The 25,475-nt window shown below is 50.3% G+C and carries 22 protein-coding genes and 1 pseudogene; 3 read left to right on the top strand and 20 right to left on the bottom strand.

What is annotated here, in order from left to right; genetic code table 11:
• Positions 1-148: 148 nt before the first annotated feature.
• The 5 genes from NST99_RS13260 to NST99_RS13240 form a co-directional block, all read right to left on the bottom strand.
• Complete coding sequence (locus NST99_RS13260) at positions 149-4,000, bottom strand: galactose-binding domain-containing protein (RefSeq protein ID WP_341092284.1); 3,852 nt, start codon at positions 3,998-4,000, stop codon at positions 149-151.
• A gap of 1,114 nt (positions 4,001-5,114) precedes the next feature.
• Positions 5,115-5,594, bottom strand: coding sequence for a DinB family protein (locus NST99_RS13255; protein WP_341092283.1), 480 nt, complete (start codon positions 5,592-5,594; stop codon positions 5,115-5,117).
• 165 nt (positions 5,595-5,759) lie between these two features.
• Positions 5,760-6,497 (bottom strand): GNAT family N-acetyltransferase, encoded by a 738-nt coding sequence (locus tag NST99_RS13250; RefSeq protein WP_341092281.1) that lies wholly within the window; start codon positions 6,495-6,497, stop codon positions 5,760-5,762.
• A 45-nt stretch (positions 6,498-6,542) separates the two neighbouring features.
• A complete protein-coding gene (locus tag NST99_RS13245; RefSeq protein ID WP_341092279.1) occupies positions 6,543-7,241 on the bottom strand; it encodes a Crp/Fnr family transcriptional regulator in 699 nt (232 codons plus the stop codon).
• Between the two features lie 89 nt (positions 7,242-7,330).
• A complete protein-coding gene (locus NST99_RS13240) occupies positions 7,331-8,362 on the bottom strand; it encodes a DUF4153 domain-containing protein (RefSeq protein ID WP_341092278.1) in 1,032 nt (343 codons plus the stop codon).
• Positions 8,363-8,442: 80 nt separating this feature from the next.
• Here NST99_RS13240 and NST99_RS13235 point away from each other — a divergent pair, with 80 nt between their 5' ends.
• The gene (locus NST99_RS13235; protein ID WP_341092276.1) at positions 8,443-10,119 is read left to right on the top strand and encodes an ABC transporter substrate-binding protein; all 1,677 of its coding nucleotides are present in this window, start codon (positions 8,443-8,445) and stop codon (positions 10,117-10,119) included.
• 80 nt (positions 10,120-10,199) lie between these two features.
• Here the strand turns inward: NST99_RS13235 and NST99_RS13230 are convergent, their stop codons facing one another.
• Entirely contained in the window at positions 10,200-10,694 is a 495-nt protein-coding gene (locus NST99_RS13230; protein ID WP_341092275.1) for a DinB family protein, read from the bottom strand.
• Between the two features lie 148 nt (positions 10,695-10,842).
• Here NST99_RS13230 and NST99_RS13225 point away from each other — a divergent pair, with 148 nt between their 5' ends.
• On the top strand, positions 10,843-11,067 hold the full coding sequence (locus NST99_RS13225; RefSeq protein WP_341092274.1) for a DUF2651 family protein: 225 nt from the start codon (positions 10,843-10,845) through the stop codon (positions 11,065-11,067).
• Between the two features lie 68 nt (positions 11,068-11,135).
• On the opposite strand, the gene NST99_RS13220 is transcribed toward NST99_RS13225, so the two are convergent.
• From NST99_RS13220 to NST99_RS13195, 6 genes and pseudogenes are all read right to left on the bottom strand, one after another.
• Positions 11,136-11,579, bottom strand: a complete 444-nt coding sequence (locus NST99_RS13220) for a GNAT family N-acetyltransferase (RefSeq protein ID WP_341092272.1) — start codon at positions 11,577-11,579, stop codon at positions 11,136-11,138.
• A 20-nt stretch (positions 11,580-11,599) separates the two neighbouring features.
• Positions 11,600-12,148: a histidine phosphatase family protein gene (locus NST99_RS13215; protein WP_341092270.1), complete on the bottom strand. Its 549-nt coding sequence runs from the start codon at positions 12,146-12,148 to the stop codon at positions 11,600-11,602.
• A gap of 3 nt (positions 12,149-12,151) precedes the next feature.
• Positions 12,152-12,637, bottom strand: coding sequence for a hypothetical protein (locus NST99_RS13210; RefSeq protein ID WP_341092269.1), 486 nt, complete (start codon positions 12,635-12,637; stop codon positions 12,152-12,154).
• A gap of 31 nt (positions 12,638-12,668) precedes the next feature.
• On the bottom strand, positions 12,669-13,214 hold the full coding sequence (locus NST99_RS13205; RefSeq protein WP_341092268.1) for an AAA family ATPase: 546 nt from the start codon (positions 13,212-13,214) through the stop codon (positions 12,669-12,671).
• A gap of 164 nt (positions 13,215-13,378) precedes the next feature.
• Positions 13,379-14,788, bottom strand: a complete 1,410-nt coding sequence (locus NST99_RS13200; protein ID WP_341092267.1) for an NAD-dependent malic enzyme — start codon at positions 14,786-14,788, stop codon at positions 13,379-13,381.
• Positions 14,789-14,901: 113 nt separating this feature from the next.
• Positions 14,902-15,024: pseudogene (locus NST99_RS13195) on the bottom strand (hypothetical protein); the annotation flags it as partial.
• 83 nt (positions 15,025-15,107) lie between these two features.
• On the opposite strand from NST99_RS13195, the gene NST99_RS13190 reads away from it, so the two are divergent.
• Positions 15,108-16,100 (top strand): acrylyl-CoA reductase family protein, encoded by a 993-nt coding sequence (locus NST99_RS13190; RefSeq protein WP_341092264.1) that lies wholly within the window; start codon positions 15,108-15,110, stop codon positions 16,098-16,100.
• 72 nt (positions 16,101-16,172) lie between these two features.
• Here the strand turns inward: NST99_RS13190 and NST99_RS13185 are convergent, their stop codons facing one another.
• The 8 genes from NST99_RS13185 to NST99_RS13150 all read right to left on the bottom strand — a co-directional run bounded on the left by NST99_RS13185 (position 16,173) and on the right by NST99_RS13150 (position 25,472).
• The gene (locus NST99_RS13185; protein WP_341092262.1) at positions 16,173-18,512 is read right to left on the bottom strand and encodes an ABC transporter permease; all 2,340 of its coding nucleotides are present in this window, start codon (positions 18,510-18,512) and stop codon (positions 16,173-16,175) included.
• 1 nt (position 18,513) lies between these two features.
• Positions 18,514-19,275, bottom strand: coding sequence for an ABC transporter ATP-binding protein (locus NST99_RS13180; protein WP_341092260.1), 762 nt, complete (start codon positions 19,273-19,275; stop codon positions 18,514-18,516).
• 98 nt (positions 19,276-19,373) lie between these two features.
• A complete protein-coding gene (locus tag NST99_RS13175) occupies positions 19,374-20,633 on the bottom strand; it encodes a HAMP domain-containing sensor histidine kinase (RefSeq protein ID WP_341092257.1) in 1,260 nt (419 codons plus the stop codon).
• Entirely contained in the window at positions 20,630-21,313 is a 684-nt protein-coding gene (locus NST99_RS13170; protein WP_341092256.1) for a response regulator transcription factor, read from the bottom strand. Before NST99_RS13170 ends, NST99_RS13175 begins: the two co-directional genes overlap by 4 nt.
• 149 nt (positions 21,314-21,462) lie before the next feature.
• Positions 21,463-22,206 (bottom strand): cupin domain-containing protein, encoded by a 744-nt coding sequence (locus NST99_RS13165; protein ID WP_445744965.1) that lies wholly within the window; start codon positions 22,204-22,206, stop codon positions 21,463-21,465.
• Between the two features lie 170 nt (positions 22,207-22,376).
• Entirely contained in the window at positions 22,377-23,969 is a 1,593-nt protein-coding gene (locus NST99_RS13160; protein ID WP_341092254.1) for a sensor domain-containing diguanylate cyclase, read from the bottom strand.
• Positions 23,970-24,155: 186 nt separating this feature from the next.
• Positions 24,156-24,710, bottom strand: coding sequence for a YfiT family bacillithiol transferase (locus tag NST99_RS13155; RefSeq protein WP_341092252.1), 555 nt, complete (start codon positions 24,708-24,710; stop codon positions 24,156-24,158).
• Positions 24,711-24,797: 87 nt separating this feature from the next.
• On the bottom strand, positions 24,798-25,472 hold the full coding sequence (locus NST99_RS13150; protein ID WP_341092250.1) for an HAD family hydrolase: 675 nt from the start codon (positions 25,470-25,472) through the stop codon (positions 24,798-24,800).
• Between the last annotated feature and the right edge of the window lie 3 nt (positions 25,473-25,475).

Here is a 25,475-nt window from a genome sequence, read left to right as displayed (position 1 = left end):
GCCGGGAATCGTGGCTGCTCATGCCGCTTCTTTATTCTGCGGCAAAAGGCCGCCCCCCTGTGTCGGCGGGAGGCGGCCCTGCTAGCGAAACGGCACCGCTAATGAAAGCAGCAGCACTCCGTTTCTATGGGTCTGTTCAGCTGGCTGTCTAAGGATTAACGTTGATCGTAAAGGTGGACGTATTATTTTTAATAGGAGTGACTGTATTGGTAATCTTCAAGTTGTTGAAGACTACCGAACCCATTGCCGGGCCTTGACCGGCTTCCGCCGATTCATTGGCCCAAATGCCCACTCCCGACTTGGCGTCAAATGCGTCCCCGCTCTTCTGCGCACCGGAAACCGTAATATTGGAGAAGATTGTATCCGCGACAGGGAACTGCGGTGAAGAGCCCACATAGTTGGTCTGAAACATAATGCCGTGGTAAGTCGGATCGATAATGTCCACATCATTGACCCGGATGCCCTGGAACACCTTCGATGCCGAGAATACCCAGATGGCCGGGAAGGTCTGGCTGCCCCAGAAGTGTCCGCCTGCACGGACAATCGAAATATTCTGGAGGTTCGTCGTCGGTGAAGCGCCAAATCCGTTCATCGGATACCCGAAGTCGAGTGAGCTGATGGTAATCCCGGAATAGCATAACGTGTCGGCAATATAAATGTTGCGGAAGGTATTGGCATAACCGCCATAGACCGCGACACCGGCTGCACGCCAGGTCAGGATCGAGGTCAGATTCTCATAGACATTGTCCTTCATGTCCGAACCGCCGGAATCAATCGCCGAGAACAGTGCAAAGCTGTCATCTCCGGTGGCCCGCGCTTCATTGTTGGATACGAGATTATTGGTGCTGCCGTTTGTCATATTAATGCCGTCGGCAAAGGTATTGCGGATACGCGAGTTTTTGATCACCATGTAGTCGGTATTCGCACCCCAGAACATGCATACTTGATGCTCGGTCCAGATGTTATCAATCGTAATGTTCGACACATTGGAGAAATCGAACACTTTACCGGGTCCGTCGATCCGCGAAGTATAATTGCCGAAATAAGCGAAGCCAGAGAAGGTCGATGCATTGGCGGAATCGGTGGCTCTGAATCCGACATCCGTATTGGACTGGCTGACTGGAGCATAAAACCGGGTGTACCACGGTCCTGCACCGACGATCTTCACGGCTTTGCCGTAGACCTGAAACTTGCTTGAGGTTTCGTAAGCTCCGGCAGGCAGATATACCCCCTCAAGGTTGCCGGTGTTATCCATACGGACTTTATCCAGCGCATTCTGCACATCCTGATGGCTGAATCCGGCAGGAACCGCATATTTAGCCGGGTCCGGATTGGCTATTGGAGACACCTGCTCCAGACTGATAAAGTCGATGGCATACTTCGAGGTGTTTGCCGCATCCTTTTGCAGCCTGATCGTGCTTCCTTCCGGAATGGTGCTGTCGAACATAATGTTCGCTTCATCATAGATATGGCGCGGGGAACCGGAGCCCGGGGAGTTGCCGGGATTAGTTTCCGGGCCGTACAACCAGGCATACTTGGAGGTCAGGCTGATCGCCTTGTTGAACACTCCATTGACGTAAATGTTCAGTGTGGCATTGGTTCCGTCACCGCTGGCCGAATCCGGAATGGAGAACCGGGTAACCAGCGTATTGGTACTGGCCTTTGTGGTAAATTCCACATAGCTGCCGGTCGTGTTCAGTGTTACCGCCCTCCGGCCCGAAGCTTCACCGGCCAGATCGCCGATGGTGCGGTTCGGGGCAAGCTTAACAGCTCCGCCGCCGACAACACCATCCTCGGCCTCATACATGTCGTAAGGCATGTTCGCCCCGCGGCCGACAAACAGCGGCTGGGTCTGAATATTGTTGGCCTGTTTCACCGGAAGCTCATTGGTATCCACGGCAATTTCACTCTTCACCGTGTACTTCCCGTTCGCAGCAGTCCATGTGCCCAAAGTGACCGGAGCCGTTGTGGCACCGCTGGCGATTACTCCGTTGTAGGAGCCGGTTAAGGTTTTGACCACGGCATTGGTGGTGGCATCGGTCACTGTCAGCGTTATGTTATGTGCACCGCCGGCGGAAGCTGCTGTCCCTTGGTTTTTGATGGCAACCGAGAAGGTTACGGTATTGCCTCCGGCCGGATTTCCCGGGGTCCAGCTTACCGGGGAACCGAGCAGATCGGAGCTTGATGCAGGTGCAACAGTAGGAGAAGACGGATGGATGTAGCTGTTATTGCCTTCGTTCAGTTCAATAACAGTGTTGCTCTCATCCACCTTGGCGCTCAGTGCAAAGGTGGCCGCATCTTGGGCACCTATGTTAAGCGAGACATTGGCTGAGGCTCCTGCGGCAAGTTCCCCTACCGGAGCCGTCCCTACCTTGGTCGTGCCCAGATAAAAGCTGACATTTGTCGCTGTGGATGCTGCGGTTCCGGCATTTTTGACGGCTGCGGTTAAAGTGATGGCATCCGTTTCCACCGGAGCAGAAGGGCTCCAGGACATTGCCGTCACCGTCAGATCGGGATTCGCTGCCGGTGTGCCGGTAATTTGAAATTCTGCAACCTGGCCGGCATTTGAACCGGAGTTGGTAGTGATCTTCAGTTGAAGTTCACTGGCTGTTGCCGTAACCGGAATGGTCACTGAATTACCGCTGGCCGGATTAAAGGTATACAGGGTAGCCGGAACGAGACTTGTAAAGGTGGAGGTTGCCTGATTGTGTCCCAATACCTCAATCGTTTGGGTACGGGTTGCCCAGGCCGCCGCCGGATTCAGCTTCACGACAACAGAAGTAATGCTGGCATTGGCCCCAAGATTGACCGTCAGCGTATTCGGATAGCTGGCAGCCCCGCCCTCCCAGTAAGTGGTGACATCGCCGTCATTCGCATGGCCAGGAACAAACGTAAATATGGATGAGGAAGCATTAATGGTTTTGCCGATGGCCAGATTCGATCCTGGACCTGTGCTTGGGGTAGCTGTAGGTGAAACCGTTGGTGTGGCTGTAGGCGTTGGTGAGGGTGTTGCTGTTGGGATTGCTGTCGGTGTGGTTGTTGGTGTTGGTACGGTTGTTGGTGTCGCCGTAGGTGTGGCCGCCGGAGTAAGAACCAGATGATCCAAATTTACATTGCCGGTATCTCCGGAATCGTATTTATAGGAAATTGTGTTGTTGCCGGCAGCCAAAGCTAATATTTCATCTTGTGTGGACCAAGTGTCCCAGTTCGCCAGATTGGGAAACGAGGTCTGCTTAACCTTTGTTCCGTTCACGTAGACACTTAATGTTCTGGTGCTGCCTGAAGCGTTGGCATACCTGAGCGAAACATTGTAGCTGCCTGCAGTGGCAGCAGTAACCGTAAAGGCTGTGGTTGCACCTTGTACGAGATTTCCGTCCACAAATGCCGAGCCAGTATAGCCGGCATGGTCGGTGTTCGTCTTGGCCCCACCGGATAATGCGGCGGCTTCCGCTTCATAAGTGCCGGTTGGCGTTGTGGTCGTCCCATAGACCTCGATCTCTGATACCTGTGCTGCCTGCCAACCCGTATTTGCTGTAAAGTTTAATATGATGTATCTGGCGTTTGCTGCGGTAAAATTAATGGTTGCCGTGTTGGAGCCGCTTGACGGATTAAACGTATAGCTCGCAAATGCCGCAAGGTTGCTGTACGCAGAATCATCCATGCTGCCTTGAACAGCTAACGTCTGCGTTCTTGCTTCCCAGGCAGCCGGCAGCTTCAGCACCACCTGGTTCACATTGCTGCTTGTGCCCAAATCTATCTTTAGCCATTGCGGAAAAGCATTGCTTGCACTTTCCCAATACGTCCCTTGATTGCCGTCAATGGCATTCGCCGCCACATAAACGTCGCCGACCGAGCTTGCGGTAATTGTTTTGCCCTGCGCCAGATTGGCCGCCGCAGAGCTTACAGCCGGAAACAGCGCTAATTGGCCTACAAACAACACAACAATCAAACCATAGATAAGGAATGTTTTCCTGGCAGATGCCTTGTTTCCTGTTAACATACATAACCACCTTCCATAATGTTATGGATCATGTTAAAGAAAGCGCATTCATAAACAACTTGTTTCCCCATTCACCTCCTTGATTCAAAGGCTGCCCTCCTGCCCGCACTAATCCAATTTCAATTAGCCAGCTGCAGCGTCTCCCAATGCTGTACATCCACAACAAAAAGTTCGATCTACTCCTTGCGTAAACATGCAGAACTACTAGCCGCAATCGCAAGATACACTGATCGAACTCGGAGACTGACTATTAACTAACTAATTATGGTAATAATATAAGATATAACTAGATTTTAACCAATGGCCGTTTCTATGCGTAGTATGTGTAATATTACGTTCACATTAATTGTTATTCTTTTCTACCCGGCCAAAATAAATCTTTCTCGGAAGATTCAGATGATCAGAATCTATAACAAGTTCATCTAATTCTGGAACCGAATTTTTGGTAAGCATCAGCCCGTCAATTGTGGAATTAATAATCTCCAGCGCCGAACAGTCTAACAAGGCCAATGCAGCTGGTGACAGCCCGCAGACTTTGCCAAAACGGGTGGAGTAAAGATCCAAGCTTATGCCCAAAACACACCTACTCTAAATTACCCTGATACTGGAATAAACTCTCCATTCATATATAGCAGCCTTTAAAAAAGTGACCCCGCCGTCATCCGGCAGGGTCAAGGTCTATTGTAAGGGGGTCATGTGATGAATATACCGCCTGAAGCTTAAAACCAACTGAAATGAAGGTAAAGATTTGCTGAAGAGGCGGCGATGAAAACGAGAATGCCACTGCGAAGCCAAGTAGTATTTTGCGCGAATTTTTGTAAACATAGGTGTTTCCTCCATATCCGTATGTATTCTTTGCTGATACAACCACACTAAATCTGTTATGTAACCAGCAGCTCGGAACCGCCTCTTCCTATGTATCTTTAAACATTTCCTCTGCCCTTATCCTATCTCCCCAGCCTTAAGCTGACCTGAGTTTGAACTGAATGTTCGCTTAAAGTGCGGAGGTGAATTGGATGTCGGGATTCAGCCGCATAACAAAGAAACGGATGCCGTCCTTTGTAGAATGGTATCCGTTTCAAAGAGGAATATAAGGTTAAATTGTTCTAAATGATCAATCCCATATCTTAGGGCGGTCAACTCCCATGGTTCTCATATAATCTAACAGCTGACCAGTGTGAACAGCTTCGTGGTAAGCAATGCGTAATAACATATCTCCAAGCGTTCTAATATAACCGCCTTCATCATAAAGGTCTATTTCTATAGTTTCTAAGTCGTTGATATTAATTGCCTGTATGTACTTCAGGAATTCTTCACGATATGGCTGTGCAAATTCAAGTTCATCGTCTACGGATATGAATTTCTTTGCTTCAAAGGGATTAAACAGATTAGAGAGTGCTTTACCACCTCGCCCTATAAGAACTTGATGAAAAAGAAATTCACCTTGTAATAAATGTCTAATGATTTCACCACAAGTAAGGGCGTGTTCATCAGGTTTCCAATTTAACATTTCATCGGGTATAGCATTCCATACTTTTATACTTCTACGCCTAACTTCTTCAAAATTTAAGATGATTAAATCAGTTGCATTCAAGAAAGTTCCCCCTTTGCTTCTATGATCAGGTAAATTATACCAATCTAATTTTTGTAAAACAACAAATTTTAGAAAACATTCTTCAAAAAAGACCGCCTCTCCATCCTAAACATGGAAATGACGGCCCTTAACTGTATACATTAAACAAAAAAGCTGTCTCCCGCCTCACCCTTTCACACTTCTCAGCTTCTGTGCAAAGGAACGCGGCGTAAGCCTGTGATAGGAAATCAGTTCTCCGTTATAGATCACATTAAAAACGCCATATGGAGTCGGCGACAGCTCCATCATCTTTTCGCGGCTGTCCATATGAATGACTTCGGCCTTTATATTCAGCGCAGCTGCCGCTTCCAGCACATTTGCCGTTGCCACCTCAATATAAGGACATTGATCGCTCCGCAGAATCGTCAGTCCATCATCATACCGCGCAAGCCGGGCATCCCAATCCCGGGGGAAATAGGGTGCAGGAGCATTGTCGAGCTGATATGTATAAAGCTCAAAACCATACGGTGCGGCATCCACGGCCACAAATCCGTTCCTGCTGAAAATTTCCGGCCCGGGCGCCCAGGAAGTATCTGCATTCGTAATAACAGCTACACCATGCTTGCCCTGGACCCGGGCATCCTGAATACATCTATCGATCAGCGCCGAGCCCAGCCCTTGGCCTGTTAATCCGGCCCAGAGGCACTGAATCACGAGATAACCCTCGGCATGAAGCACTCTCCAGGCCTGTTCCCCAGGCATATACTTGATGAAACCAACGGACTTCGCGCCTTCCTTCACCAGCACATACTGCAACCCTTCTTTCAGCTGCCCGGCTTGCCCATTCCGCCTGATTCCGGTAGCCCGCAGTTTTAGGCATACTCCGCAGACAATAGCAGCCCGTTGTGGATAGGCCTTGTTCATCTAACTGAATCCATTCCAATGCCATTCCGCTCTCTCCAATCCCGTTTATTCATATAAATTCCCGTTCGCAAGCCGGGCCAGCTTAGCTTCATCCATTACACTCAAACGGCCCTGTTTGCGTTCAATGATGCCATCCTCAATGAACCGCCGCACAATCCGGTTCAGATGGCGGTAGCTCGTTCCGAGCAAATCCGCCGTCTCCGTAAGACTTGCCGTGCGGAGCTCCTCCACACGATGCCCGCCGACGCTGTCCGCGAACATAGACATCAGATAGCTGGCAAACCGGTTCTCCACCGGGTAGAGCAGATTCAGCGCGGAGGTCTGGCCGAGCGTGTACAGCTTATGACTTAGCTCTCCGACCAGAAAACGCAGCAACGCCGTGTTCTCTTCCATCTCTTTCAGCAGCAGCTTTCTTCCGGCCACCAGCAGCAGGCTGTCGCCAACAGACTCCACCTCATTTTTAACCGGATACTGCCGCAGCAGCTCCACGTCCCCAATCACGGACATCGGTCTGGCAAACCGCACCAGCATCGATTTTCCGTTGGGGAGCAGCGTGTGAATTTTGAGCTTCCCTTGGACCAGGATGAACATGCTCTCCAGCCGGTCTCCGACCGAGCAGACCGCCTCCCCGTCGCCGTACCGCCGCAGCTCCATTCTTTCAATGACCTCAGTGCTGAACATCTCTTCCAGCCCGTTCTTCCCGGCCAGTGTACGGACAGCCTCAAGATCCAATATTGTGTTCATTCCGTGCTTCCTCCTTGACCTCATGCTGGCTTCAATGTACCACAATATATAGTAGAGTATAACCCGTCCCCGATTTCAAAATAAAGCGTCTATTCCGCGAAATATTGCTCCAGGGCCTGCTGCGCCCGGTATTTGGATATATTGAAGGACGGCCATTCTTGTTCAGCAATTGTGTTGCTCTGCCACTTGTCACGCAGGTTCTGATCCAGCAGCCCATCCTCTTTCTTACTGAATTCAATCAGCTTCGGGACCGCACCCCAGGACAGTCCGCTCAAATAGGCAGCATCCAGCTTGCCGCTGGCTTCATACCGTTCCATATTTCTGCCGGCAATGATCCCGTCCATCCCAATATAATTCATCAGCACGTACGCAAGCAGACCAAGCACAATATAACATTTGGCCAGCGGGAAGTTCACCCGGCTAATCCGCACCGCCGCAATGACCAGCAGCAAACCGAGAAAGATCATAAAGGCGTGCACGAGAAAGCGGATATAGGTGTAGCCGTAGGCTTCCTCATACAGTGCCAGACGGGAGTAGGCAGAATACAACATAACCATGGAGCACAGGACCAAGGTATAGAGCAGGACGTTAATGATCTTTTTCAGCGTTTTCTTCACTTCCCCTACAGACAGCAGCGACAAGAGCAAAATCGCAAAGTTGATGGCTGTAACCAGAATCAGCTCGAAAAATCCGCTCCGGGCATAGTCAGCATACGTGCTGCCTTCCGGCAAAACCCCATCCCATGCACCAAACAAATATGAAAACTGCACGCTTACAAACAACACATACACGGTATTGATCGACACAAGGATCGTAGTGACAATTACCGGATCAATGGAAAAGGTGAAGGGTTCACGGACCGGCTCGCCGTCCAGCGGCGGCACGCTCCAGTCATAGTGTTTAGGATCGGCAAACCCTTGGGCAAAACCGAATAGTCCCATTCCGAGCAGGATGATCCATAAGATACGGCCTAAGCCGTCACTGAATGAAATCCGCTCCAGCAGCGCCGGTACGTCCGCCAGTATCTTATGAAATACACCGTCGGCTGAAGAGAGCAGTGAGATTACAATCAGCAGCAGCGGGCAGGAGATGAGCAGTCCAATCAGCACTTTGACCAGCATCAATTTTAGCTGATAAAATAAGAAGAAAAAGAGAAAGAAATGAGTTTATATTTCCTATTTTAAGAAAGGAACAGCCGACAATGAAACTGCACAGCCAATTTCTGAAGCTGCACTCCCATCATGGGGGAGCGGCGGAAATCATGGTCACCCTTGATGAACTAGCTTTAACTCTGGGCTGCACCCACCGCAATGCATTGCATGTTATCAATAAAATGTCGGAGCAGGGCTGGATTGTCTGGACGCCCAGCCGGGGGCGGGGCCGCCGGTCCTCCCTGAAATTTCTCACGGATTCCGAGTCTATCGCCCTGCAATCCATGAAGCAGGCGATCAGCAGCAGAGATATCCGCAGCGCCATGGAGGGCATCCGCGGACACGCCCGTTCCTCCTCGCTGCAGGATTCCCTGCAGGGCTGGCTGATGTCCTACTTCGGCCATCACTCCGAGATCCGCAGCGACAAACGGATTGACAGCTTACGGCTGCCGGTCAACCAGCAGCTCCATACCTTTGATCCGCTGTACATGAATTTATTGGCGGAGTCCTTCGTGTCCAGCCATGTGTTCGACGGGCTGGTAGGACGCGGCGGCGAACGGGACGACATCCTTCCCGGGCTCGCCCATGCCTGGGATGTAGATGACAGCCGCACCAGCTGGACATTCCATCTGCGCAAGGATGTCTTCTTCCATCATGGGAAGGTACTGGCTGCTGAAGATGTTGTCTATTCCTTCAAACGGATGATGACTTCGTCGCACCGGATGCTGTACAACTCTATTTTTAAAGAGATTCAGGAAGTGAACGCCCTGAACGTTACCACGGTGCGATTTCTGCTCAAGAAACCCAATGAGCTCTTCCTGCCTTTCCTGTGCACAAGCCGGGCAGCTGTCGTTCCAAGAGATCTGGAAAACCAGGATGAGAGCAGCTTTGGGCGCAGACCGGCAGGCACCGGACCGTTCAAGGTAGCGGAGATGCATGAGGATTCCTGCGTACTGGAGGTATTCCCGTATTATTTTCAGGGCCGCGCTCATCTGGACCGGGTAGAAATTCTCTATGTACCGTGGGGGATAAGTAATTCTTCTCCGGAGACAAGCTCCGGCTTCCACATTGTTACGAATCCTTCTGTCTCTGACCCTTCGGCCTGGAGCCGGATTCATTCCGAGTCCTCCGTACGGAAATTTATGACCTTCAATACGAAAAAAAAGGGACCGCTAAGCGACCCCCTTCTTCGGGCAGACATTGTATCCTGTTTAAACGCGGATGTGGAGACGCATGGACCACAGCAGCACGAGCCTCATCCGGCAGCGCTGCAAATTGCCACGATCCCGCAATATTCCGGTGATGCCGAATTCATTGCCGCAAGGCTGAAGCGCCAGGGTTATGCCTGCACGGTACTGACCGTCTCCCCGGAGGAATTCAAAGGCCCGGTCCGCCTGCAAGCCGACCTGATTGTTTTCTCCCTGCTCCGTGATCAGGATGAACAGCTCCGGCTGTTCGACCTGTATCTGACGCTCGCGCAGCATATCGAGCCGCGTACCCGGGCCGATATCGAAGGCCGGCTGAGCCTCATTTCCCGCGAGCCTCATTTCCAGGCCAGAGCCGAAGGCTTCAAGATTATCGAAGACAGCCTGATCCGCGATCATCAGCTGCATATCCTGTACGAAAAGCCCACCGAAACGGCTTACCTTCCCTCCGTGCGCGGTGTAACCTTCAACAGCCAGGGCTGGGTCGACCTGCGCCATCTATGGTTCCCGCCGGAGCTGTAGAGCCTCTAAGGACAGTTAGCCTGCTCATTCCAGTGGCCGAAGGGACGACGAGCGGACCAGACCTCCACAGGAGTTAAAGTTCAATTCTGTCGGCCCGGCAGGCTGTCCGCTAGCCCTTTGCCGATCACATTGGCGGAAGGCGGCTGCTTCCCGAGCTCTCTGGCCCAGACGGAGAGCTGCCCGATATGGTGAATTTCATGAGCGATAACATGGCGCATAATTTCGCCCCAGGCATCAGTAACCACCGATCCGTCACTGCGCTCGTCTACAAAAACATTACGCTCCAGACCTTCATGCCAGGCCAGCACAAAGTCTTCCACCCCGGGACGAAGCTTTGCATCCAGCTCCCGTACCTTTTGCAGGCTGCTGTATAGGGCAAAATCCTCCTGAAAATCCGGCTTGCCCCCCATCACCATGATCCAGCTCCACTCTACATCGGCAATATGAAACAGCGTCTTCAATATTCCGCCAACGCCGCCTATACGTGGCTTCAGCAGTTCCTCTTCCGGTATTTCCTCACACCACTTGTACCACTGCTCGCGAACCATCCAGTTATAACGGAAAAACGTCTCCATCCAACCCCTCCATTAGTGTTAATTTCATCACACTTGCAGACAGTTTAACATATAGCAGAACCGGCATGGCATGGAAAAAATAATTACACTTGTCATACAGCTTCTTCCAGGAAAAAGTATATAATTATAGAATATTTTATAAAGAGGAGTGAATCCGTTGCTTTTGGTTTTTGTAATCTGTCCTATAATCGTTATAGTCACTTCAATTGTTGGTTTTATGTTGATTAGAAGATGGTTCGTAATGCCGTTATTAACTTTTATTGTTTTCACAGTACTAACTTTTACCGTCTTCAATGAGTCCTTTTTCATTTGGGCGATAGTTTATGCAATATTATCAGTCATCGTAGGGTTAATGATGAAGCCAAAAAGGTGAAATCAGCAAACGTGAGTATCCATCAAAGATAAATTCAAAAAATGCCCACACGGCCCTCCTCCCTCATGTTAATGTGAGCTTAGATGCTTGCGGTACCCTTCTACCTTCTCATCCCGGTAGCCCATTGACTCATAGAAGACATGCGCTTCCTTACGCTGCTCACCGGAGACGAGGATAATGTAATAGCAGTTTCTCCCGTGGGCGGCTTGCTCAATGGCAGTCATAAGCTTTTTGCCCAGACCCTGGCGTCTCGCGCGGGAGGATACGACTACATTCTCGATCACCATAAACGGCCGGCAGTCTCCGACGAGATCCTGGCATTCGATCCCCATCAAGGAGCCGAGCAGCTCCCCGTCCACGTACGCCCCGAGCAAGATGTACCGGCTGTCTGCCTTTATCCTGTTAAAAGCTTCTGCCAGCTTCACTTGATCTGTTCGATGGCCTATCAATTCACTGTACAGCTCATTTAATGCCTCAAGAGCATCCGCTTCAATTTCCTTAATGGTGACCATTTTATGCATCCCGCTTTCATTTATTTTTCTATCTTCTCATATGTATAAAGCTGCCCATTTAGCGGATGTCCCATCCGCTTTCCTTGATAGGATCTGCGCCGCAGTTCCCGCTCCAGCTGCTTCATAAAAGCGCCGTGTGTGACGATCAGCACACCAGAACGCTGCGGTACTGACTCCAGGAGATCGACAGCCGCTTTCACGCGCTGACTGGTTGTCCGCCTGCTCTCTGGCTGGGAGCGGTGACCGAATATCCAAGACAGACGTCCTAGAGCCAACCACAAGGGTACCGGCAGCCTGGGACCCGATTCACTAACCGCAGCCACTCTAATTTCTCTCAGCTGCTCCGTGAATGTAATGCTGCCTGAGTAGATGCTGCGGGCAGTATCCACCGCTCTGGGCAGATCGCTGCACAGGCAATGATCCCACCGTTCTGAAGGCAGCTTCCACTTCCCGGTCCGGATATCCGCTGCATCATACAATCTCACCCATTCATTGAACTGACGGCCGTTCACCCAGCCCTGCAGCGGCGGAGGCTCTACTTTGAAATGTCTGACCAATCCGAATTTCACCGTCTACCACCCGCCTGAATCAACGGTATCGACTTCAATTCCTTTTCCAGCTGTCAGATGAAGGTTCGCATTGCCCTTGCCTTTGTTTCCGACAATTTTAATCCGGCTGTTTCCTTTGATAAGCGGCAGTTCCATCGAACCTTCAGCGCTGCCTTCGGCAATGACTACGGTTTCCTCTTCAGGAGTTATGAGTATGACTTTAAACTTACCTTTGGTGATATCCTGCTCAAACTCGATGTCAAGCTTGCCTTCCTCCGTTGCCTCAATGCTCCACAAAGTATCCGATCCATAGAAGCCGGTAAACGTAAGCTCGGCATCCTGTGCAGTCACTTCACCTTTTCGATCCTTATATGTAAGGCTGTCTCCGCTCTGCACGATCTCCTTGTTGTTTCCATACACATCCTTCTGTTTCTGGTTGACACCGCAGCCGGCAAACACCACAGCAGCCAGAACCACACTAAGACAACAAGCAATCCTCCGGTTGTACATCTTATACACTCCCCATGATTACATTCAACTTTTAACTTTTATATGGACTGGACAAATAGCTCAGCACAGCCTCCACACGTTCATCTACCGACATTTCTCCTGTTAACCGCAGTACCGGACAGCCCAGCTCAGACATCCATTCCTCATGCAGTGTTCTGCTCCTGACCTCCACACCTGCCGTATCATATAAAGCAGCCCATTCCAAAAAAACCTGCACATCTGTAAATTTGCTCCCACCCGGCAGGCTTTCCTTCCCGTACCGCTCGTATTCTCTTGCCTTTAAGCGCTCCAGCCGGAGCTCCGGTGGAATCCACAGAAAGATTACCAGGTCAAAATAAGCGCGAAGTTCATCTCCCCAGCCACAAACAGCTCCGGAAAGTATCCATGGTCCGGCATGTTCCAAGTCCCGCTGGATTGCAGCCAGCCTCTGCGTTTTGTCACTCTGCTTCGTGAATTTGTGCTCCCAGAAATAGTCATCGCTATCCAGATGCACATGCGGCAGCTTCTCTGCCAGCGCCTGACCGAGCGTGGTTGTGCCGGATCCGGAAGCCCCCATAATATGTATCCTGCTGAACATGGCTCCTCCTGAACATGTAATGATTATTTATAATTGTATAATTTTTCACATAAAAGATACAGCGGCACATTTCACTCCCCGGCGGCAAATATTGAAGCGGACGCAAAGCAAATAACCCGCGAGACCGCTGTGGCCGCAGGTTTTTCGCTTGCTCATTGGTGACCTCAGTCCGAAATATCCGGAGGAATACGGCGCGCCGTACCGGTAGCGATAGCTGCCTTGATCACAGCCAGCCGTACCTGCTCTACCACTTTCTCATTAAAAATACTCGGAATGATATACTGTTCATTCCGCTCATCCTCCTGTACAACCGAAGCAATGGCCTGTGCTGCAGCCAGCTTCATCTCCAGATTCACCTCTCTTGCCCTGCAATCCAGCGCTCCACGGAAAATGCCCGGAAAACAGAGCACATTGTTGATCTGGTTCGGATAATCGCTTCTTCCGGTCGCCAGCACGCAGGCATACGGTTCGGCCAGTTCAGGCTCGATCTCCGGATTGGGATTGGCCATGGCAAAGACGATGTTGTCCTTGGCCATGCTCTGCAGGTGGCTGACGTTCAGAATGCCTCCGCTGGATACGCCGATAAACACATCCGCCCCCTGGAGCGCCTCCGTCAATCCGCCGGATAAACCCTCAGGATTGGTATTATCCGCCAGCCAGCGCCATTCGGCATTCCCGTAAGCTTGCTCTCTGCTGAGAATCCCCTCCCGGTCAACGGCATAAATGCTGCGGGCTCCCGCTGCCAGCAGCAGGCGGCAGATGGAGACGCCGGCTGCTCCAATGCCGACCACGACAATTCTGCAGGAAGCGATAGGCTTGTCCACCACTTTCAAGGCATTTAACAGTCCTGCCAAAGCCACAACTGCCGTGCCATGCTGATCGTCATGAAACACAGGGATATCCAGCTCGGCAGAGAGGCGCCGTTCAATTTCGAAGCAGCGGGGTGAGCTGATATCCTCCAGGTTGATACCGCCGAAACCGGCAGAAACCGCTTTCACAATCGCGATGATTTCCTCCGGATCCTTGGTGTCCAGGCATAAAGGAAACGCATCGATATCTGCCAATTGCTTAAAAAGCATCGCCTTGCCCTCCATGACCGGCATGGCCGCCTGCGGTCCGATATCACCTAGGCCGAGTACCGCAGTTCCGTCGGTGACGACGGCAACCGTATTTCTTTTCATCGTCAGCGAATAGGCTTTACCCGGATCCTCGGCAATCGCCATGCAGACGCGGGCAACACCAGGTGTATACACCAGTGACAGATCCTCCCGGTTCTTGATCGGCATTTTGGGCGTGATCTCAATCTTCCCGCCAAGGTGGGCCAGAAACGTCCGGTCGGATACATTGATAACCTTAATCCCCGGCATGTTCGACAGTATCGTAATAATCTCCTTATTGCCCGCATCCTGGACGTTTACGGTAATATCTCTTGTCGTCACATCCTTGCCTGCACGGATGACGTCAATGGCCACAATATCCCCGCCTGCTGAAGCAAGTGCTGAAGCAACATCACCAAAAGATGCAACCGATTTGCGGATTTCCAGACGGATTATCATCGTTGTTGCAATGGACATAGAGTAAGCCTCCTTCTCTAAGCGTTCTATACCAATATACTACAGTTCACAGAATGTACAAAAGAAACTTTTCCGTGGAACTATTGGTCCCACGTTCACAATGTAAGCGCCAGTCATAGGTTCATCCCGGTACAGGAATCCGGCTCGCCCCGGCCAGCCCCCTTATACTCGAAATAGTAATGCACGACCCCTTTGCTGACTCCGGTATGATCTGCGATGTTCTGCAAGGTCACGTAATCATAGCCGTTGACCGGTCAGAATTAATATTATATAACTGACTTACCAATCACAGATCGCAGAAGAACAGGAGCGAAAACTTATGCCTGAAACATTTCAAGCTTTGGTTGTGGACAAAACAGACACGTTTTCAGTAGTTGTACAACCGGTGACACTTGGGGAATTGCCTGCCGGTGAGGTGCTGATCAAGGTATCCTACTCCAGCGTCAACTATAAGGACGGCTTAGCCAGCATTCCGAATGGAAACATTCTCCGCAATTATCCCTTCATCCCGGGCATTGATCTGTCCGGAATCGTTGTATCTTCAGCAGATAGCCGATTCCAGGAAGGACAACCCGTCATTGCCACCAGCTATGGCATCGGCGTATCCCATTTCGGCGGCTTCAGCGAGTATGCCCGGATTCCTGCCGAATGGGTCCTTCCGCTGCCGCAAGGTCTTTCCCTGCGCGAAGCGATGATCTACGGCACCGCCGGATTAACGGCTGCCTTATCGATTCAAGCGCTGGAGGATAACGGAGCAGCGCCGGACAAAGGCAAGCTGCTGGTAACCGGTGCAACCGGCGGTGTCGGCGGAACAGCCGTGGCGATGCTGGCCCACAAAGGATACGCGGTCACAGCCAGCACCGGCAGAACGGATGAAGCCGGTTATCTGCAGACCCTGGGTGCAGCCGAGGTTATCTCCCGCGGGGACGTCGGCGATGGTACAGGCAAGCCGCTTGACAAGCAGCTGTGGCAGGCTGCCGTTGATTCCGTAGGCGGCGGCCCGCTTGCGGCAGTGCTCAGCAAGATCGCCTACGGCGGCGCCGTTGCCGCAAGCGGATTGACTGCAGGAACGGCAGTCCCGACGACCGTGATGCCTTTTATCCTGCGCGGTGTAAGCCTGCTTGGCATTGATTCCGTCTCTTGCCCTATGGAGAAGCGGCTGAAGATTTGGCAGCGTATGGCAAGTGATTTAAAGCCTGCGGTACTGGAGGAACTGGTCGACCGGGAGATCGCCTTGAGTGAGCTGCCCGCTGCATTGGAAGACATCCTCAAATCGAATACCAGAGGCCGGGTACTTGTCCGCCTCTCCTAGTCCTAATACAACAACAGCCACCCGGGAAATCATACCCGGGCGGCTTTTTTCGTTTAAGCATAAAGAAACTGTCTACTCTGTGATCAATTCATAAGCAGTAATCCGTTTGATCCGGCGGGAGACCAGCATGGATATGAGATAAGCGAACAAGATAAGGCCTATGCTGAGTCCTATGATCATCGGGGTCTGTATAATAAAGTTCACCTGTGCGATTCCTGCACTGGAGAGCAGCAGTTCGAGCATGGAATTGGTATAAAGACCGCCTAGGCAGGCACCGATAAGAACGCCCACCGTTACTACAGGGAGAAAGCTCATAGCTATCTGCGATCTCAATTGGAATGTCGTATAACCTAAGGCACGCATTATGCCCAGTTCCCGCTTCCGTTTCAGGATACCTGTCTGAATTACCAGGTAGAGAATTAAGCTAACAGTAAGTACAGTAATTGCCAGAATCACAACCATAAGGGTGAAAATGGCCGATATATACACTTTCATCTGGTCTGCAATGGACTTTTCGGCATTGGTTACAGACTGAATCATATCCTGATATTGTGATTTCACTGCTTCAATAAACTCCGGAGGGGTAATGCCATCCAGATACACATTAATAATCATCGCCTGCTGGCCCGGCATCAGCCGCTGCACACCTTCAAGCGCCAGGGATGCATCTGTGCTTAAGGATTGGCTCAGGCCGGTGATCAGAAACGGTTCGGACACTTTGCCCAAATCAACATTTATCGTATCACCGATACTTTTCCCCAGCAGCCTGGACAAAGTGCTGGTAATCACAATTTCGTTATCATATTTCGGCTGGCGGCCTTTCACTACTGTGTTATTCTCCATCTGCTCATAATCATCGGAGAAATCAGACGACACCTGACGACCGTTGATCGTTACCGTGAGGTAATCCTGAAAGATCGCTTTTTCGACGCCGTTCATCTCTTTAATCTCCTTCAGCAGCCGTTCACTGTCCTGCCCCTGCTGAACTTCAATGCCCACACTGGGTGTTTCGGCACCGGTCATTTGAAGGAAGGCCGTTTTATCCTGGGCAATATTATAGTAGAACACAGCCGAAAAGACGGAAGCAAATGTAATCGCCGTTATAATACAGCCAATCATCAGGTTCTGCCGGCTATTGGCAAGCATTGTTTTGCAGGCCAGCAGAAATTGCAGGCCTCCCTTGGCCTTATGCAGTGGAAGGTGATTGCGCTTGAAATTATGTGCCAGAATCCCGCCCCGCAGCGCCGCGACCGGCTGCAGTCTGCGTACACGCCAGGCTGAACCCATCGCCACGGCCCACACAAGCACCATAAGGATAGCAATACTGAGCAAACAGTTGCCTAATGGGGTTCCGCCAGGCCAGCGTAGACCCGTCATCATAGCGATGATACCTCCGAACGCTTGAACCGCAGCGTAGGAAAGCGCTACACCCGCAACGCTCCCGGCAAAACCGGTCAGCGTAAATTGCAGAGCAAAAGAGGATGAAATCTGCCGGCTCGTATATCCCAGTGCCTTGAGCACACCGATGTTCACTATTCCCTCTTCGATACTATCCGCAATGCGAAACTTGATGACAATCAGTGACACCACCACAATAATGGCTGCAAAAACAATCAGAATCATCGCGACAATATTGATCATAAGCGTAGAACTTTCGGCCTGTCCGATATCACCGCTCCAGTAATTGATATCGTTCGAGTCGTTAAGCTCCGGAAACTCGGCGCTGTAATCTCTTAAGAATGATGCAGACTGGCTGCTGTCCTTGAACACCGCTGACTGGAGGATCCCCTCTGCATCAGTTCCCAGCTTGTGTTGAAGCTCACTGTAGGTGGTGTCCGGCAAATAAAACTTCATCAGTGCCAGATTTGGCTTACCCATGAGAGTAGACTCGAAAAATCCGGTAATCCTGTAGCTGTAAGTCACATTCTGATAGGTAAGACTGAAGGAATCACCCAGCTGGTAGCCTCCGCTGGCTTTCAAAGAATAGGGGGCGTAGATACCAGCCTCATCATTTGCCGGCAAAGACTCAACCAGTTTGAGTGGCGCGATAGTGCGGTTGTTATCTGCATTCAGAAGTGCGACACGCAGACTGAAATCATTATCGATGCTTTTGTCGTAGCGGAACGCAGCCTTGGGGATGAGAATGATCCGTTCCGTTTCCTGTTCCTTTACCCCTTCATAGGATTTAATATAGTCCTCAGTAGAGGGCTTGAAATGAGAGGCTGACATCGTAATCGCTGCATGCGCATCATGCAGCTCATCGGCCTTCTTCTCATAGAACCTTCCCATTGAGGAGACAATTGTGATGCCGATATTAAGAAGTAATGAAGCCGTCAAAATCAGGATAAACAGGGAAAAGGCTGCTCCTTTTCTTTTTTTGATATTGGCCCAGGAGAGGTTGAGAACGTTCATCTTACCACCCCATTTCAGCAAGAAAGGCATCCAGCTTGTCATGCCTTGCCTGTTGCTGCCCTTCGTCATAAGCATCCAGCCGAAGATCACCGCAAATCATCCCGTCGCGCAGGTACAGGACCCGGTTCCCGCGCAAAGCCGTTTTGAAATCATGGGTCACCATAACAATGCTTTGTCCGCTCCGGTTGATCCGGGTCATGATATCGAGCACATTGGTGCTTGATGCTGAATTCAACGCTCCCGTAGGCTCGTCCGCGAATACGATCTTGGGATCATTGATCAGCGCACGCACAATTCCGGCCCGCTGGGCTTCACCGCCGGACAGCTGCGAAGGAAACTTGCCCCATGCGGCCTCCTCCAGCCCTACCTGGCTAAGTAATTGCTTCGCTTTAGCAGTCAGCTCCCGCTTATTCCGGCTCACCAGCAGAGCGCTCGCAAGCATATTATCGAGCACACTCATGTTGTCGAGCAGATAGATTTGCTGGAAGACAAATCCGCAATGGTTTCTGCGAAAAATGGCAAGCTGGTCATTGCTCAGCTTGGCGATGTTGGCTTTCGCGAAATGAACTTCACCAAGCGACGGTCTGTCCATACCGGACAGGGCATACAGCAGTGTCGATTTGCCCGAACCCGAACTGCCCATGATAATCGTGAAATCCCCTTCCATCAGGCTGATATCCAAATTTTTCAGCACATGCTGCTGTACTCCGCCGGAAGAGAAGCTTTTACATAATTTTTCGGTTCTGAGAATTGTATTCTGCATGAATGGATCATCCTTTGTTCAGTAGTAGCTTGCAGATCTATCATACACAATCAATTCTTAATCCTTCTTTGCCGGAACCTTAACCATTCCTTAATTGTTTACACCAGCTTTAATCGCAGGCTGACCGTAAAGCCGCCTTCACGATTGCTGCATTCAATCTCCCCTTGCATGCCCTTCATCAGGTATTTGGAAATATAAAGACCGAGTCCCGCTCCCGCCTGACCGGTAATATTTTGTCCCCGGTAGAATTTGTTGAACAGCAGAGGCAGCTCATCCGGGTCTACACCTTTGCCGTAATCCATAATATCAATTTGTAAATAACCGGAGGTTAGGTAAGTAACAACAGTTACCGCAGTATTTGCATATTTATAGGAGTTGCTAAGGATGTTGTCAAAAACCTGCTGGAGTCGCAGCGCATCCGCATAAATCATACACTCCGGGATCGGGTCGTGAAATATCCGGTTATCCAGGTCGGCATTTTGCAGGATATCATCCAGGATACTGCTGTATTCCTCAGTTCCCTTAACCTTTAATTCCTGCAGCTCCTCCAGTGTCGCATGAAACATATCCGTTACCATAAGATCTATCTGCTCGGCTTTGGCGTTAATCATGTTCAGCTGCCGTATGTCCTTCGCGTCCATTGCGCGAAGCAGCATCAGTTCGCTGACCGCCTTAATCGAAGCAACCGGGGTTTTTATATCATGACTGAGGCTGGCCACCAGCTCCTTTTTACTGCGGTTGGCTTCATATTCGCTTTTCCTGGCCGCAGCAAGCTGTTCGCGCATAATGTCAAAGCTTTCGGTAAAAACGCCGAACGGATTGTTTTTGTTCATGTTGAGCGGAACTTCCAGATTACCCCGGGCCACGTTCCGTGCAAAACCCTGCAGTTTCTTGAAGGGTGAGATAAAGGCCCGCTGCAAATATAAAGCATATAGCCCGCCCAATACCAGCATCATGAAAAAGCTGACCGTGATGACCGTCGCCAGCTGGTGCTTGTTCTGCTGGAGCTTTACGCTGTAATCCTCACGGATAATGAGCTTGCCTGCCGTCACTCCCTGCACCGTTACGTCAAAGATAGCATCCCTGTTGCGGATGGCATCATTCAGCCCCGTAAACATTCCGTCCGCCGTTTGGTAGCGCAATATGCCCTCTTGATCCAATATAGCGAATTGCTGCGTGACACCGCTGTAATCTCCTTGCTCAATCCGCTCCCAGTTCTTCTCAACGGTCTTTAGCACATCGTTGGCCATAACCATATCCAGCCTCGTGTCAATACCTTTCAGGATGATGGACAGCGAAAAAACAACTCCTGCAATAAAAACGGCAAGCATGGTCAGGAGCACTCCCCTGGACCTCATCGCGGACTATCCTCCAGCACGTAACCCTTTCCCCATACGGTCTTGATATACTGCGGCCTGTTGGGATCGTATTCGATCTTTTCACGCAGGTGGCGGATATGCACATTCAGCGTTCCATCACCGGTAAACGAATCTTCCCATACTTTGGCGAACAGCTCTTCCTTCGGCACCACCCGGTTCTTATGCTGTGCCAAATAACAGAGCAGCTTGTACTCCATGGTTTTGAAACGGATCTCCTCTCCGTTTACGAGAACACGGGAGAACTGGGTATCAATCTGCACCTGGCCAAACATCAGCTGTTCCGCTTGATCCTTGTTACCGTAACGCTTCAGCACCGCCTTTACTTTCGCCAGCAGCACACTGAGTGTATAGGGCTTATGGATGTAATCGTCTCCGCCTATATTAAGCGCAATCAGAATATCATCGTCGCTGGAACGGGCACTTATGAACAGAATCGGGATCTGCAGTGTCCCTCTTAGTTTTTTGCACAGATCAAAACCCGAGCTTTCACCCAGGTTAATATCCAGGAGAATAAGTGACGGTTCATGCTCCTGCACAAACCGCTCACATTCTGCCGCACTGGTTACATAAGCGGTCCGAACCTCAAACATATTTAGATACTCACAGGTAGTTTCCGCCAGCACGGCCTCGTCGTCGACAATTAAGACATCATATCTCATTTTGCATAATCTCCATCTATCGTTAAAATTTACAAGCGTATTATTCCCTCTCTACGATACCATGAAAATAGAGTCAAAATAAATAAACCCGTCAATTCGACGGGTTCAGGATAGCGCTGAGGCTTTAGTTGGATGGACGTGAGATAAGTTTACAGATTCTCCGGAGGGTTCACCACATTCTGATAAACCGGATAGGCCTGGGCATAAGGCTGCTGGTGATACTGCTGAACATAAGGCTGGCCATAATAGCCGGGATTGGAGTATGGCTGGTACCCGAAGGAGTGCGCTTGCGGAACATGCATAGGCATGTGAGGAGCCATATTAGGGGCTGCGATATTTTCACCTGCCATCTTTGATGGTTCACAGCAGTCCGCGGGCGGTCCGATAAAGGTACCCGGTTGAAGCGGAGCCAGTGCATCCTTCACTTTAGCTTCGTTAAGACAGTAAGTATGGGCAAGTACATTCGCCGGTGTGAGACTCAGAATGTCCGAACCCAGAATTACTTCCGGGACAGGTGCATTAAAGATAGCCAGCAGATGGGTGCAATCCATCGTTGCGACCTCATAATGCCACCACCCCTGCGGCACATTCGCTACTTGACCGGGGCAGATCGGGAAATGCAGCAGCTCATTCGTAAAGGGATTGATTATGGAAACCACTGCCGCACCTGAGATGCAATAGACCAGCTCCGCAGCATTTTGATGATAATGCGGTTCGACGACATTGGATTTGCTGAGGAAAATATCGAGCAGAGAAGTATTCTCCAGGGTGTTCAATTCCTTTATCGACAAGGTATTGATATAGTTATTGGCGTCCTTCTTAAACGTTGTATTGCTGTTTACATCAAAAGTAAACTGTGTATTGGGAGACTTGTAATCCATGTATGACGTCACTTTGCAATCCTTCCCTTCTGCTGGCCGTTATTTATTCGTTCTCCAGTAGGATATGTTTCCGCCCAGGCCCAGGTGACGACTTTCTTTCTCCAAGCTTAGGCCCCTGGCGGATAAAGACTTGCGTATCTTATATAACAAAAAGCATCCTCCACTCTGGAAGATGCCAGTACCTATTCACCGGCGATAATGGTCCGGTTTCTGCCTCTATTCTTGGCTGCGTAAAGTGCCCGGTCCGCCTGTCCCAGCAACTCTTCCAGCGAGACACCGTGCGTGGGATAATGGGCAATTCCCTGAGATGAGGTTACCCGCATAGCCAGAGGAACCTCGCTTTTTTCTAATGTCTTGCGGATTCTTTCGGCGACGATATAAGCATCCTCAGCCTTTGTCCTTGGAAGCAGCACAATAAATTCCTCTCCGCCGAAACGGCAGCATATATCTCCTGGACGGACATTGGCCATGAGAATTCGGGCTACCTGGCGCAGCACCTCATCTCCAGTCAAATGGCCGTACGTATCATTCACAAATTTGAACTTATCCACATCCAGAACGATCAAAGAAAAAGCCATTCGCGCGGCGATCCACTGATTCATACTGATTTCCAGTGATCTTCGGTTCACTAGTCCTGTCAGCAGATCGGTCATCGCCTCCTGGGCCAGTTGATCATTCTGCTTTTGGATATCTTTCCAGGCCATAACGACTGCTTGGGTCAGCAGATCTGCTTCCCGGTTCCAATGAGATTTCAGTTCAGGCACCCCGATATTGTCTTTGCCCATCTTGTTCACCAGGTCAGCAAGAAACACGAAGGGTTTGGCCAACTGGTGGGCCAGCAGAAAAACAAATATCAGCAAAATTACAAAAGGAATAATCGTATAAGCAAGAATTTTGCGCATATGGGCCATTAGTTGTTCCTGAATGAAATCTACAGGTGATACAACGACAATTCCCCAGCCATTCGCCGGAACGGCGGAAAAGCCGGCTAGCATGGACTGCCCCTTTACATTTGGCGCCTCCATTTGTCCGCTTTCACCGTTCATCAGCTTCTGTACCACCTTATTAGCGCTAACATCTTCATTCATCCGCCCTTTATCGGGATGGAACAGCACATGCCCTTCAGAGCTGACGATGTAGTAATATGAACCGGAATCATCTATGTTATTATTCCCAAAAATCATATTGAGGATATTGAAGTCCTGCAGATAGACGGTGCCTCCGAGCACTCCAAGATATCCCTTGTCTTCGCTGTACAGCGGCTCACTCATAAAGAAAAGCATTCTTCCCGTTGAGATGGTGGTGTACGGTGCGGATAAATATGAGTTTTTTAACCGCAGCGCCTCCTTGACCGGAGGAGAGACTATCGGTTGCCCGACGATCCCCAGCGATGCAGGTGAATTGTTAAGAACCACGCCGTCAGCGCTTATCACAATTATCGAATTAAAATAGTTGCTGCTGTTGCGCATTAGCTCTAAATAGCGGTCAATAGCCCCCGGCTGTGCTGTCTCAAGCTTGGAAATCTGATCTGCGCTATACAACAGACTGCTGCGCATGGAACGAAAAAGTGAATCTACTGTCTTGCTCATTCTCTCGGCATTGGACAGATTCAGATTAAGTGTAGTTTCCATCAGTGATTTTTTCTTGGATTCATATGAACCGATGAGCAAAATCGTTGTTGTGAGCAGAAACACGAGTGTTACCAGGGCAATAAGCAGCCAAGTCAGACTAAGCTTCTTTTTGGACCGGGCATCTGCTCCCCGTGGTAAAGACATTCCTAAACCTCCTTGTATTCGCGAGCCTATTTGTACTAATTATAAACGAATGCGAAACAGAGTCTACCTGCATTTTTTTTCCATTTTCCGCACCTGCCGGCACTTCAGCCGCTGCTGGCCGGACAAAATTTAAGAGCAGGCGGCGGGACGTATTCCCCGGCCACTTGCTCTTTTTAATTGAGCCGATTACCAGCCACTTCGAAGTACCAATGAGCTGATTTGAGCGGTATGATGACGGTTATGCCATACATATCTTTGGACTGCCGCATCGAGCGTCATTGTCCCGAGTCCCAGACTTACAAAGGTTCGATTATAGTCCGCTTCGTGCATTGCATCCAGCAAAAGCGCAAATCTCCCGTTGAGGTGCTTCAGCAGCTGAAGAGAAGATTCAATGGGCTCCTCCAGATAATCGCTTTGTTCCGCCCATAAGTCCTGCCGGTACGAAGGTATCTCGGGGGCATCCTCAGTCAATCCCCGCTTAAAACGCAGATAGGCATACATATTCGTATCTGCCAGATGATGCACCACTTGCCGTACGCTCCACCCGCCTGGCCGGTAGGGTGTGTTCAGCTGCTCCAGTGTCAGCGGCTCTACTGCTTTGCTTAAGACCTCCGCCAGCTGGCGGATATCTTGAGCCGACTGCTTCCGTGCTTCGCTTGTCCGGCATTCTGCCGCTTCGAACCTTCCGATAGGGTAGCGCAAACGATCCATTTCCTGATCTGTTGATGTATAGTCCCCCATAATAATGTCCCTACCCTTCCTATAACTTTAATGATAAAAAGGAGAAACCAAAACGGCCCCTCCTTTACGTGCATAAGTCGCACAGCTTTACAGCAAATCGTAAAACTCGTCTAAATTCTCCACCGTATAATCCGGCTTCACCTCATGGTTCCAGACCTCTTGATTCCGGTTAAGCCAGCAGGCCTTAAGGCCCGCTCTTGCCGCTCCCAGCACATCCGAAACAGAATCACCAATATGGATAATCTGTCCGGGTTCTACTCCATAATGCGCAATAACCTCGTCAAACATCCGGTTATGGCTGTCATTCTTATACGACAGGTACTCTTCTGAAGTAAACAGCCTGATTGGATAACTCTTGTAAAAATCGGGAAGCATCTCCACATCTGTATCGCTGACAATACACACTTGATATTCTCCAGTGATCCGCTGCAAAAAATGCTCCGTCTCCTCATACAACTCGGACAAACGGTGTTCAGCAAATAATACATCTACTGCCTGCAGGTAATCATATTCCATCGCCTCCTGCTGAAACACTTTCTGGAAGCTGTCGCTGTATATCTCTTTGCTCGTCCAGTAGACCCCGGAATCGCGGATTGTTGTGGCGGCCTTGTAATAGTAGCTTAACAGCAGCCCGCCAAGCTCTGCCGCCCGTTCCTCGCTAAAGCGCTCCTGCAGGATCGGCTTCCACACATTTCCCGTCCGCCCCTGAATATTTACCAGCGTTTGAAACATATCCAGGCTAACTACTTTATATGGTTTCATGAA

It is taken from the genome of Paenibacillus sp. FSL L8-0470 (assembly GCF_038008625.1).
GTDB lineage: Bacteria > Bacillota > Bacilli > Paenibacillales > Paenibacillaceae > Paenibacillus_AQ.
This window is presented reverse-complemented; position numbering and strand designations above follow the sequence as displayed.